General features: G+C 31.1%; 10 protein-coding genes, 2 pseudogenes and 1 CRISPR repeat array. Of the genes and pseudogenes, 8 read left to right on the top strand and 4 right to left on the bottom strand.

Going from position 1 to position 13,141, the window contains the following annotated elements; genetic code table 11:
* Positions 1-279 precede the first annotated feature (279 nt).
* From BS101_RS12865 to BS101_RS23865, 7 genes and pseudogenes are all read left to right on the top strand, one after another.
* Positions 280-1,239 carry a helix-turn-helix domain-containing protein gene (locus tag BS101_RS12865; RefSeq protein WP_073539187.1) on the top strand — a complete coding sequence of 320 codons (960 nt, stop codon included), beginning with the start codon at positions 280-282 and terminating at the stop codon, positions 1,237-1,239.
* A gap of 167 nt (positions 1,240-1,406) precedes the next feature.
* A complete protein-coding gene (locus tag BS101_RS12860; protein WP_073539186.1) occupies positions 1,407-3,188 on the top strand; it encodes an ABC transporter ATP-binding protein in 1,782 nt (593 codons plus the stop codon).
* A 46-nt stretch (positions 3,189-3,234) separates the two neighbouring features.
* Positions 3,235-4,911 (top strand): ABC transporter ATP-binding protein, encoded by a 1,677-nt coding sequence (locus BS101_RS12855; RefSeq protein ID WP_198039613.1) that lies wholly within the window; start codon positions 3,235-3,237, stop codon positions 4,909-4,911.
* A 34-nt stretch (positions 4,912-4,945) separates the two neighbouring features.
* Positions 4,946-5,755 carry an MBL fold metallo-hydrolase gene (locus BS101_RS12850; RefSeq protein ID WP_073541323.1) on the top strand — a complete coding sequence of 270 codons (810 nt, stop codon included), beginning with the start codon at positions 4,946-4,948 and terminating at the stop codon, positions 5,753-5,755.
* Positions 5,756-6,953: 1,198 nt separating this feature from the next.
* The gene (locus BS101_RS12845; protein ID WP_073539184.1) at positions 6,954-7,790 is read left to right on the top strand and encodes a DNA adenine methylase; all 837 of its coding nucleotides are present in this window, start codon (positions 6,954-6,956) and stop codon (positions 7,788-7,790) included.
* A 79-nt stretch (positions 7,791-7,869) separates the two neighbouring features.
* Entirely contained in the window at positions 7,870-8,553 is a 684-nt protein-coding gene (locus tag BS101_RS12840; protein WP_073539183.1) for a DNA alkylation repair protein, read from the top strand.
* A 139-nt stretch (positions 8,554-8,692) separates the two neighbouring features.
* Positions 8,693-8,963 (top strand): annotated as a pseudogene (locus BS101_RS23865) (MBL fold metallo-hydrolase); the annotation flags it as partial.
* A 45-nt stretch (positions 8,964-9,008) separates the two neighbouring features.
* On the opposite strand, the gene BS101_RS23860 reads toward BS101_RS23865, so the two are convergent.
* Genes BS101_RS23860 through BS101_RS12820 form a run of 4 tightly spaced genes read right to left on the bottom strand, consistent with a single transcriptional unit; the run spans position 9,009 to position 11,646 of the window.
* Positions 9,009-9,656, bottom strand: coding sequence for a hypothetical protein (locus BS101_RS23860; RefSeq protein ID WP_242951256.1), 648 nt, complete (start codon positions 9,654-9,656; stop codon positions 9,009-9,011).
* Positions 9,637-10,254 (bottom strand): radical SAM protein, encoded by a 618-nt coding sequence (locus BS101_RS23855; RefSeq protein ID WP_242951255.1) that lies wholly within the window; start codon positions 10,252-10,254, stop codon positions 9,637-9,639. Before BS101_RS23855 ends, BS101_RS23860 begins: the two co-directional genes overlap by 20 nt.
* A 12-nt stretch (positions 10,255-10,266) precedes the next feature.
* On the bottom strand, positions 10,267-11,178 hold the full coding sequence (locus BS101_RS12825) for a radical SAM protein (protein WP_347472774.1): 912 nt from the start codon (positions 11,176-11,178) through the stop codon (positions 10,267-10,269).
* A 15-nt stretch (positions 11,179-11,193) separates the two neighbouring features.
* On the bottom strand, positions 11,194-11,646 hold the full coding sequence (locus tag BS101_RS12820) for a helix-turn-helix transcriptional regulator (protein ID WP_073539180.1): 453 nt from the start codon (positions 11,644-11,646) through the stop codon (positions 11,194-11,196).
* Positions 11,647-12,165: 519 nt separating this feature from the next.
* Positions 12,166-12,782: direct repeats of the CRISPR family, unit length 30 nt; unit sequence GTTGAACCTTAACAAGGATTGTATTTAAAT.
* Positions 12,783-12,857: 75 nt separating this feature from the next.
* Here BS101_RS12820 and BS101_RS24600 point away from each other — a divergent pair.
* Positions 12,858-12,947 (top strand): annotated as a pseudogene (locus tag BS101_RS24600) (Rpn family recombination-promoting nuclease/putative transposase); the annotation flags it as partial.
* Positions 12,948-13,141 lie beyond the last annotated feature (194 nt).

The following is a 13,141-nucleotide window of genomic DNA, read 5'->3' as shown; positions in this document are numbered from 1 at the left end:
TAAGATAATATTAGGAATAAATAAAGAATTATGACGAAGGGGTGTCTTTTAGGACAAAGCTAAAGCACAAATTAATAATTTCATTATAGCTGATGAAACTATTAACCGAATAAAGATTACAAGAACCTCAACTCAATATTAAATAAGGACAAATATTATAAGATTATCCTCATATAATAATTTACAGGTACTCAGTTATTTATATTTTTAAGTATATGATATAATATAACATAAGGTTAGAAGAATCTAACTGCATATTATATGAGAGGTAATAGTAGAATGCGTGCAACACACAGAGATAAGCAATTATATGGCAATCAGGTGGATATTATTAGAAGAGATGATGATTGTACGATTTATAGGATTAATAATTCAAAAGGCTATGTTGTTATGACAAGCTATTCAGTGTTTCCAGGTATTGAATTGATATATAATGATGTTCATACACAATGGGTAAGCGTCGATATAGATCCCCCAAAAAATATTTTGGAAATCAATCATTGCAGAGAAGGTATAATTGAATGTGAAAGTAAAAAGGGGGATTATCTTTACCTTTCCAAAGGAAATCTTGCCATAAATTTCAAGAACAGCACAAGTAATAGTTCTAATTTTCCGTTAAATCATTTCCATGGAATTACTGTAGCTGTGGATTTTGATAAAATTCATGGGTATCTATCCTGTATTCTAGAGGAAGTTTCGGTTAATCTATCGGGATTAAAAAGTAAGTTTTGTGAAAATAGTAGGGAGTTCTTAGTAATAAGAGAAAATCAGAGTATTGAGCATATTTTCTCAGAATTATATGCAGTATCTGAAAAAATAAGAAAAGGGTATTATAAAGTAAAAGTTTTAGAATTACTTCTTTTTTTAAGCAGTCTAGAACAGGAAGAATTAAAACAGAGTAAAAAATATTATTCGAAGAGACAGGTTAATATTATAAAAGAAATAAAGAAATATTTAACAATACGTCTTTCTGAAAAAATTACTTTAGATCAATTGTCAATACAATTTAAGATCCCTCTTACAACAATGAAACTTATATTTAAAGAAGTATATGGAAAAAGCATTTATTCTTTCATAAGAACATATAAAATGCAGAAGGCAGCAGAACTTTTAAAAAATACCGACAAAGAGATTAATGAGATTGCAGCGAGCCTTGGATATGATAATGCAAGTAAATTCTCAGAGGCATTTAAAAAGGTAATAGGTGTAAATCCAAGCGTATATCGAAAAAATGTCTAAATGGAGCATTGACGACTAAATAGAGTAGAAAAGTGAAATGTAGTATATTAGAATTAGTCGTGTACCTGAGAGATAGTACAAAAGTTTACACTAGTTAGTTAAAACTAATCGATAAAAGAAGATATAGAATATAGATGTGAGCCTCAAATGAAAGGAGAGGATTTAAAATGAAAAAAAAATCAAATATGTCAAAACTATTTGGATATGCAGGAAGCTTTAAATATCTAACAATAGCTTCTTGGGTATTATCTGCTGTAAGTGCTTTTGTGGCATTGGTACCATTTGTGTATATATGGGAAATTATTAAAGAAGTTTTGAAAGTTGCACCAGATTTCAGTGCAGCGGATAATTTGACACATTATGGTGTGATGGCAGTAATTTTTTCTGTTTTATCAATGCTTATTTATATAGTAGCTTTAATGAGTTCGCATATTGCTGCATTCCGTGTTCAGGCTAATATAAGATCACAAGCTATGCATCATATTATTACATTGCCTTTAGGTTTTATGGATGGCGTTGGAAGTGGAAAAATCAGAAAAATTGTAGATGAATCAAGTGCAGCTACAGAAACTTATTTGGCCCACCAATTGCCTGATCGGGCAGGCGCCTTAGCAACACCTGTTGGCTTGCTTGCTATGCTTTTGGTATTTGACTGGCGTTTAGGACTTCTAAGTTTAATACCCATTGTAATTGCTTTTTGCATTATGTCAGTAATGACTGGAAGCAGGATGCAGCAGAAAATGAAAGAATATCAGAACTCATTAGAACAGATGTCAAATGAAGCAGTAGAATATGTACGTGGTATACCAGTGGTAAAAACCTTTGGTCAGTCTGTTTTTTCCTTTAAGCGATTTAAAACATCTATTGATAACTATGAAAAATGGGTAATTTCTTATACGAAAGATTTACGCCTGCCAATGATGTTTTATACTACAGCAATTAATGCCGTTTTCGCAGTGTTAATAGCGGCAGCTTTATTTTTTACATCCAATGGGGTTACCAGTGAGTTTTTATTAAACCTTTTATTTTATATTATTATTACACCTATTATAACGGTTACCTTAAATAAAATTATGTATTCTAGTGAAAATATGATGATTGTGGAGGATGCATTAGAGAGGATTGATAGTGTAATGGCTATGAAGCCACTGCAGGAAAATGCGGTACCTGAGCATCCAAAGGATAACTCAGTATCACTTCATGGTGTATCATTTCGTTATAAAGATGCTAAGGAAAATGCATTAAATAATATTTCATTGAAAATTGACCCAGGTGAACATGTGGCTTTTGTGGGACCATCTGGCGGCGGTAAAACAACTTTGGCCAGTATTATAGCTCGCTTTTGGGATGTAGATAGTGGTGAAGTTGCAATAGGCGGAGTAAACGTAAAAGATATTTCAAAAGAAGAACTGATGAATACAGTTTCTTTTGTATTTCAGGAGAGCAGACTTTTAAAAACTTCAATTTTGGAAAATGTGCGCCTTGCAAAACCAAATGCAACGAGAGAAGAAGTATTAAAAGCACTAAAGGATGCTCGGTGTGAGGATATTATAGAAAAACTGACAGATGGTATGGATACCATAATTGGCACAAATGGAAATTACCTTTCTGGTGGTGAAGGACAGCGTGTTTCCATTGCAAGAGCAATGCTTAAAAATGCCCCAATACTTATATTGGATGAAGCAACTGCATTTGCTGATCCCGATAATGAATCAAAGGTACAGGCTGCATTTTCAACTTTGTCAAAAGGAAAAACAGTACTCATGATAGCACATAGATTATCCACTGTAACAGGAGCAGATCGTATATATGTTATAGAGGATGGGAAAATATGTGAATCTGGCAACCATCATGAATTGACACAACAAGCAGGATTGTATACACATATGTGGAATGAGTATAACAGTGCTGCAAAATGGAAGGTAGGTGTTCAAAGTGAAGTTAATTGAAAAACTCCAACATAAATATGCCCTTTCAGAAAAAGGTGCAAAGGACATGATAAAAGCATTTGGTGCATGTACGTTATCCAATATTGTGCTGATGCTGCCCATAGCACTTCTTTATTATCTAGTTCGTGATTTAATGAATAACAACATTGATGGAAAATATACTGTGTTTTATGTAATAGGAAGTATAGTATGTCTTCTGCTGATATTTATTACAACATATCTTCAGTATAACGCAACCTTTTTTGCAACCTATGTAGAGAGCGGAGTGAGACGTATATCACTTGCTGAAAAATTACGAAAACTTCCTCTTTCCTTCTTTGGAAAAAAGGACTTATCGGATTTGACAAGCACTATTATGGCAGACTGCTCTTTATTAGAAACAGCATCATCACATTGGATACCAGAACTTATTGGTTCTATTATTTCAACCTTTATCATTGCTGTGAGCTTATTTTTCTTTGATTGGCGTATGGCAATTGCAGCATTTTGGGTACTGCCCGTTTCTTTTATCATTGTCTTGTTTTCATCAAAAGTGCAGTATACACTAGGAAAAAAACAGATGAAAGTGAAAATGGACTGTGCAGATGGAATCCAGGAGTGTCTGGAATCTGTAAGGGATTTAAAATCAAACAATGCAGAAACAGCTTATATGCGGGGATTGGATGTAAAAATTAAGAATGTTGAAAAACGTGCACTTATTACAGAACTTGGAACTGCTGCTTTTGTTGCATCTTCACAGATGGTTTTAAAGCTTGGAATTGCAACAGTTGCATTAGCTGGGGGAATATTTCTTGTAGATGGAAGTTTGGATGTTTTGACTTTCTTTATGTTTTTACTTTTGGTATCAAGATTATATGACCCTATGCAGATGTCATTACAGAATCTGGCAGCTATTATTTCAAGCAATATTCAGTGCGAACGTATGGATGAAATTCTTGGACATGAGGTACAAACAGGCTTGGAACGACTTACAAACAAAGGTTGTGATATTGTATTTGACCATGTGGCATTTGCTTATAATAATAATGAAACAGTGTTAAGGGATGTATCATTTACTGCCAGGCAAGGAGAAGTTACCGCACTGATTGGTCCATCTGGTGGTGGAAAGACTACCGTATCTAGGTTGGCGGCGCGATTCTGGGATATTAGTAAAGGACGAATTACTGTGGGTGGTATGGATATTTCAAAAATTGACCCGGAGGCTTTAATGTATCTATATTCCATTGTTTTTCAGGATGTTACTTTATTTAATAATTCTATTATAGAAAATATACGTATTGGACGCAAAAATGCATCAGATGAAGAAGTTATACAGGCTGCAAGGCTTGCACATTGTGATGAATTTGCAGAAAAATTACCTGAAGGATGGAATACTATGATTGGTGAAAATGGTTCTGAACTCTCTGGTGGTGAACGCCAAAGAATATCTATTGCCAGGGCATTTCTGAAAGATGCACCTATTATATTGTTGGACGAGGCAACTGCTTCACTAGATGTTGAAAATGAAACCATGATACAGGAGTCATTATCTAGGCTTATTCAAAATAAAACGGTACTTATTATTGCACATAGAATGAGAACAGTAGCGGGAGCTGATAAAATTGTAGTGTTAAAGGACGGCGTTGTGGCCGAGCAAGGCACTCATGATAAATTAGTTAAAAAAGGGGGAATATATAAGCACATGACTGAAATGCAGTTAGAAGCTGCTTCCTGGAGATTTTAAATTTATAATAGGATAGATGGAAACGAGTGGTGAAATGAAATTAAAGGTTTTAGTAGATAACAATACATATATAGATGAATATTATTATGGGGAACCTTCCGTGTGTTATTATATTGAAGATGAAGATACCAGACTCTTATTTGATGTGGGATATTCAGATATATTTTTGAAAAATTCAACTGCTTTAGGTGTGGATTTAAAAAATATAGATACAATTGTCATTTCACATAGACATGATGATCATACAGGGGGATTGAAGTATTATTTTCAGCAAAATTATAGAAATAATATTTCCATAATTGCACACACTGATGCCTTTAAAGAAAAAACAGTAGAAAGTTTTAGAATTTGTTCTCCTATGCTAAAAAAAGAGTTAAAGAAAAAGTGTAATTTAATTCTTTCAAAAAAACCTAAAAAAGTAAGCAAAAATATAACTTTTTTAGGTGAAATGCCAAGAACGAATAATTTTGAAAATACAAAACCCATTGGTAAACAGTCTTTTGGCGAGATTTCAATTGATGACTATTCGATGGATGATACCGCACTTGTGTATAAAGGTGAAAAGGGGATTTATATTATCACAGGATGCTCCTACAGCGGCATATGCAATATAGCAGAATATGCTAAAAAGGTTTGCGGTGATAACAGGATGTTTGGAATTATAGGAGGGCTACATTTATTTGAGGTGAATTCTCAAGCTGTTAGAACCATTGAGTATTTAAAGAAAAATAATATAAAAGAATTATATCCTTGTCACTGTACTTCTTTTCAGGTTAAAGCAGAAATGTATAAATCCTTACCTATAGGGGAAGTGGGTGTTGGTATGGAAATAAATTGGCAATAATCATACAGAGGAATTCTGTATCAAAATCATAGTCATTTTTATTGTTAAAAATAAAAAATTTTAAGGATGATGTAAAAAGGAATCTCAATAAATTTGTAATCATTAAGTAGCACTCCTCATTTTTTACAAAGGTCTTCCATTTCTATATATCTGCCGCAGATAAATCTCTTTTTTATTTTGAGAAACTATATATTCATAACAGGGGCTTTCCTAGTTGTTTCCAAGATAATAGTTCGGGGCAGAAGAAAGATTGAATACAGAAAATGGGTTACCTTCTTTGTAAAAAGCTATTTTTCAAGTTCCTTTAATCTTTTTTGTATATAATTAAAATCAAAGGATGAACATATTCTCATATTCTTGTTATTTAAAATTCTATAGTGTTTTGATATCATATTCTGTTGAATTTTATAAGTACCTTTAAGCTTAGCTAGTTTCAATGCAATGCTTTAGAAGGGGTATTTATCCGAATGATACCAATTACCAATACTATAATTTTATTTAAAGTTAGGTATTATATTCCTTGAAAACAAACTCCACCTGAGTATAAGAGTCACTTGATTATAACTATTATAAATAGATATGCTTTAAGGGTGTTGAAACTATTCGATATTTTAAGGAAGAAATTATTTAGGTATATATCCATATATTTCTTGTTTCGAAAAAAATATAAGGTCTTAATAAGGGTGTCATTAGGATAAAATAAGCAGGAATTTTTTGAATAAATTGGAAATTAAATTTTAAAGGTACTTGTAGAATAAAAATTTTTCCAACCGACTTTTAAAATAAAAGTAGTTCTATCCGTTTAAATGCAATGATTTTGGATAGTTTTTTATAGTTATTTTGAAAAATAGAAAACGGTTGGAAAAATTTCGATTAAACTCTTTATTATCAATGTGTTTAGGGTTATAATAAAAATAAAGAATGGCTAATTTACATTAGGTTGAACCTTAACAAGAATTGTATTTAAATCAGGAAGAAAAGTAAGATTATTATTTAAAATGTACAAAGTAAAAGAATCCAATAAAGTGTTTTTGTATCCTGCTATTGTTCCACACTAAATTATAATGTATAATGCTTTTAGCAGCTCAATGTTTTTGGGTTGTTTTATTTTTTATAAGTGCTTTGTTAAAACATATGTTCTGCTTTTTTATAATAGGTTATAATAATTGGCATATAAAGTAGGGGTGGAGGAGTAAAATTGAAATACGATAAGTTAGTTGAACCTGTTGTTAAATGGGCTGGTGGTAAAAGGCAACTATTGCCTGAGTTAAAAAAATATATTCCTAAAAATATATCAACTTATTATGAACCCTTTCTTGGCGGAGCAGCAGTCTTATTTGATATTCAACCTAAGAAAGCAGTTGTAAGTGATATAAATGAAGAGCTGATTAATTTATATATGGCTATAAGAGATAACGTTGATGAGTTAATTGAGGATTTAAAAGAACATAAAAACACGCCAGACTATTTTTATAAAATTAGAGGATTAGATAGAGAGACAAGTATTTATTCGAAACTCACAAAAGTAGAAAGAGCTTCAAGAATTCATTATTTAAATAAGACCTGTTATAATGGATTATTTAGGGTTAATATGGCAGGACAATTCAATTCTCCATTTGGAAATTATAAAAATCCTAATATAACTAATGAAATAACTATAAGAGCTGTTAGTAAGTACCTAAATGAAGCCAATATTAAATTAAAGTGTTGTGATTATGAAGAAACTCTCAAATCTATTAGAAAAGGAGCTTTTATATATTTCGACCCTCCATATGATCCTGTATCAAATAGTTCGAATTTCACTGGTTATGCTAAAGAAGGATTCAATAGAGATGAACAATGGAGACTAAGAAGTGTATGTGATAAATTAAATTCCAAGGGAATTAAGTTTCTACTGTCTAATTCTTCAACAGATTTTATTTTAGATTTATATAAAGATTATAATATTAAAATAATACAGGCAAAACGCTTTATTAATTCTAATGGAAATAAGAGAGGAGAGATTAATGAGGTTTTGGTGAGGAATTATGAATAATATATCTAGAAATAAAACTAGGAACCTTAATTATAAGGTAACCTTTTAAAAGCACAAATCCAAGATAAGGAGAATCAAATTGAATCAAAAAATACGACAAAAAATTTTTGAATTGTCAGATGAAAAATATAAAGAGTTCCATAACAAACTATCTCCCACTGGTTCCAATATAATTGGAGTTAGAATGCCTCTCCTAAGAAAACTTGCTAGGGAAATAGCAAAGGGAGATTGGAGAGAATATCTAAAAACAGCTGAAAGTAAATACTATGAGGAAATAATGCTTCAGGGAATAGTGATAGGCTGTGTAAAAGTTGATGTAGAGGAGAGACTTCAACTTATTAGGGGATTTATTCCTAAGATTGATGGATGGGGTATTTGTGATAGTTTTTGTAATGGACTTAAATTTATAAAATCAAATAAAGAAAGGGTGTGGAATTTCATACAGCCTTACTTAAAATCAAATCACGAATTTTATGTTCGTTTTGGAGTGGTGGTTTTACTGGATTTCTATATAGATGAAACATATATAAATAGGGTGCTTGATACCTTAGATGAAATAAAACACCCTGGCTATTATGTAAAAATGGCAGTTGCCTGGACAGTATCAATTTGCTATATAAAATTTCCTGAAATTACAATGACATATTTAAAAAACAATTCTTTAGATGACTTTACATATAATAAATCACTTCAGAAAATAACAGAATCTCTTAGAATTGATAATGAGACAAAGTTGGTTATTAAAAATATGAAACGCAGATAAGATATTTTACAGTGGCAAAAATTATTTTTTAGGGTAAAAAAATAAAACTAAAAGTTTAAGTAGATAACAATACATATATAGATCAATACTATTATGGCGAACCTGCTGTGTCCTATTATATTGAAGATGAAAGTACTGGATTCACATTGTTACAGGATGTTCCCACAGCGGTATATGCAATATAATAGAATATGCTAAAAAAGTTTGTAGTGATAATTACTTGGAATTATAGGAGGGGACTCTATTTATTTGAGATAAATTCCCAGACTATTAGAGCTATTGAATATTTAAAGAAAAATAATGTAAAAGAATTATATTCCTGCCACTGCATTTCTTTTTGTGTTAAAGCAGAAATACATAAGTTTTTACCTATAAAGGAAGTCGGAGTTGGCCTGGAGATAAATTGGTAATAATCATATAGGGGAATAGGATTTTGAAATAATTAAAGCAACTTTTTAGTATAATTTTATTTCATCAGGCCATGCTTCTTGTTTTAATATTCTCCAGGTCTTATCTATATAGTGATGAGTATAGGCTTGTTCAACTAAGTGATATGTATAGGCTCCCTTTTTGGTTAATTCGTAACCCTCTTTTGTTTTACTAATAAGCCCTAAAAGTATTCCAAGCCATAATTCTAGTTTAAATGTATGTTCTAATTCAGTATTAAAAAGCCTTTTAAAGTGTCCATTGTGGATTTTTAAAGTATAACAATTCCAAAATAGCCAGTAAAGTGCACGGGTTCTCTTAGTGAAATTTAAAGTAAGAGAAGTTGGTATTTTATTGTTATTTATACATCTTATATATTCTGTTACTGAAAAAGTATTAATTTTAAAAAAATCCCTTAAAATAGTAGTAGCACTTGAGCCAAAACCTATAAAGTTATCCCTTGTAATAGAGGAGTATTTAGGAATATCTTTCTTTCCAAAAGTCCATACAGCAGTTCTGGTACATTGAAGTTCTTTGCTTATTGTTTCAAGGTATTTAAAAAGTTCCTTTTTGTGTTTTTTCCCCAAAGGTTTACTTTGGTTATTTGCATAGGAGAAATCAATAAAAGGATAGGTGGAAACTTGAGTTGCTCCTGAATTAAATGCAGTAAAAATCACTTTTTAAATCTTCCTTGGTCTGCCCTTTTATGCCAAACATGAGATCCACATCGATGGTGGTGAATCCTGAAGCAACTGCTATTTTTACTTTTTCAGCACCGTTTATGTACTCTCTTCCTAAAACTTTTAAGCATTTTTCTTCAAAGGACTGGATACCTATGCTAACCATGTCAAAACCAACATTTTTAAGTTTCATAAGACTTTCTTTATTAATATCCTTTGGGTGAAGTTCTATACCTATATTGGATTTTATGTAAAAATTATTTTTAAGTGCAGTTAAAATATCAGAAAGTTCATTAAGCATAAGTGCCGGTGAACCACCACCAAAATATACACTGGTTATCCCATTCTTTTTGTTATTTAAAGTACTTACCATATGAATTTCTCTTATTAAAGCATCCTTGTAGGAAGAAGCCAGAGTCTCATCATATTTTATTTTGTTATAAGGACAAAAGGGACAAAGAGTAGTGCAAAAGGGGATATGGACATATATACCGACCCCCGGGACATCTGTATTGAACCCATATTTATTTTCGTTATTAAAAATAAAAGGTCTTAAGGATCTTGTAAAAAGAAATCTCAATAAATTCGTAATCATTAAACAGCACTCCTAAATATATTTTAAATAAGTTTTTATCATATCAATAATAACTCTAATATTTCCCCTGCAAAGAAGAGAAAATTCAATGGCGAAAAGATAACCGCATTTTTTACAAAGGCCTTCAACTTCTATACATCTGCCGCAGGTAAATCTTCTTTTATTTTCAGAAACTATGCATTGATAACAGGGTCTTTTCCAGTTATCTTCAAGGTAATGATCCAGGGCAGAGTAAAGATTGAATACAGGGTAGCCTTCTTTAATCATAGATTTGATTGAATTTACAGCCTTCACTTTTTGATGATTAGTGAGGCAAAGCCATTCCGTACCCTTGTAAGGGGTGTGAAAATTAAAGGATATGGATTTTAAATTTGGGGTTTTCTTCACTAATTTACATAAGGGTTCAATATCCTTGTAGTTCACATTGTTCACAGCCATGTAAACACAAATATTAGAAGAGGTGGCTTTAGAGACATTATGTAAAATGGTGTCAAAGGTATTACCTCTTATAAAATTATGACTTTCTTTAATTCCATCAAGACTTAGAAATATTGTATCAGCATAGGGAATGTCCAGATCTATAGTACCATTAGTTACAATATTTACAATTAAAAAACCTATTTGTTTTGCTTCTTTAATAAGATCATGTATTGTCTTATTATGATCCTCCCAGATTAAAGTTTCACCACCATAAAAAAGGAGTATCCTAATACCCTCATTATAGAGGTTATTCATTTCTTCTAGTATGTCCCTGTAGGAATATATAATTTTGTTTATGTTATTGACAGCACAGCGTTTACAGTTTAAATTACAATAATCTGTAAGAATTATGCCGCCTAAAATGGGTTTTTCCATCTTGAAAAGTATAGTTTTTATGCCAAAAATGGCTAAGCTTAAAAAGGATTTTACCTTCAAATGTTTCACCTTCTTTGTGAAAAGCTATTTTCCAAGTTCCTTTAATCTTTCTTGTATATAGTCAAAATCAAAAGATGAACATATTCTCATATTCTTATTATTTAAAATTCTATAGTGTTTTGATATTATATTCTGTTGAATCTTATAGTTACCCTTAAGTTCAATATCTTTCCACCATATATGTCCACCTAAGGTTTTTTCGTAAGTTTTATTATCATAACTGTCAAAAGCTAAAGTTAGTATAATATCCTCTGTATCATCTCCAAAAGCCAGTTGTAAGATTTCGCTATCTTTAAAGATAGTGCATGCAGCAACAGCAGTAGTCCATCCTAAAGAATGTCGTCCTTTTTCTATCTGAACTAAGGTTTTCTTCGATATACCTAGCATATCTGCCATTTTATCCTGGGTATAGTTCTTTTCATTTCTTAAAAGCTTGATTTTTGAATCTACTATTTTTATAAACTCTTCTCTTGTCATGGTAGTCCTTTCATTAATAATATTTTTAATGGGATATAATTATCCTTTTATAGCAATTGATTATACCATAGTGTAATTTTACACTATGGTATAATATTAATCAAGTAAATTTTAATGCAATGTTTTAGAAAAAGTATTTGGTATAACTATTATAAAGAGCTATGATTCAGGCTATTAGAACTGTTGAATATTTAAAGAAGAACTTATTTAGGTGTGTAGATCTGCTTATTTTTTACTTTGAAGAATATATGGAAGTATTAGGCAGTATTAGGATAAAAAGAAGTGGGAGATTGTTTAGAATAAAGTGGCGATTAAATTTCAAGGGTACCGTTATGATAAAAATTTTTCCAACCGACTTCTAAAATAAAGGTATCTCTATCCATTTAAATGCAATGGCTTCAGCCAGTTTTTTATAATGATTTTGAAAAATAAAAAACGGTTGGAAAAATTTCGAACAAACTCTTTATTACCAATGCATTTAAGGTTATAATAAAAATAAAGAATGGCTAATTTACATTAGTTGAACCTTAACAAGGATTGTATTTAAATTTGTTTAGTGTGATTGTTGCTGTTATGGATTCATTAGGTTGAACCTTAACAAGGATTGTATTTAAATACTTGTAATATATTTACTTTGAGGCTTGAACTGCTGTTGAACCTTAACAAGGATTGTATTTAAATGATATAACTCTGGTTCATCCTGTAGATATGGAAAGTTGAACCTTAACAAGGATTGTATTTAAATTTCTACAAAAGTCTCTGGATTTTTTGATAAAACTGTTGAACCTTAACAAGGATTGTATTTAAATTGGAAGAGGTGCTGGATGTTATCCAGGTGGGTATAGTTGAACCTTAACAAGGATTGTATTTAAATGGTATTCCTATTTTTATATATCCTTCCGTTTTCAAGTTGAACCTTAACAAGGATTGTATTTAAATGTATCAAGTATTTTACAATGACGGTTTGCTCCACGTGTTGAACCTTAACAAGGATTGTATTTAAATTGGCTATAGTTCTCGACATTCTCTTCCTCCTTTCGTTGAACCTTAACAAGGATTGTATTTAAATGCGGCTAAATGTGCAATAGTGCCAACAACCCAATCTGGTTGAACCTTAACAAGGATTGTATTTAAATGAACAAATAACATTTACATCTTTTGTAGCTCTTATAGTTCAACCTTAACAAGATTTGAAACAGATGTGAAAGTTTTTGACAAAGAAACATGATTTTGATGCGGCATGGAAAACAATATTGGAAGCTTTTGAAATAGAAATAGTAGAACTGCTTTTCCCGGAACTTTAGTAGATTTTTTAGAATATTTGTTTTTAATTGAAGATCCAGAGCTAGGAAATAAATATGAGAAATTTAAACATTAATCATTTTGTAGTATGATGGATGTATAAATAGAATAAAAGCAGTTAAATTCTCAGTTTAAAAAATAAAGCAAAGTGGAAAACAGAGTAGATAGTTTGCTCTGTTTTATTTTTATTGGT

This window comes from Clostridium kluyveri (assembly GCF_001902295.1).
Classification (GTDB): domain Bacteria; phylum Bacillota; class Clostridia; order Clostridiales; family Clostridiaceae; genus Clostridium_B; species Clostridium_B kluyveri_B.
Note: the sequence above shows the minus strand (reverse complement) of the source record. Positions and strands in the feature narration are given on the sequence as shown.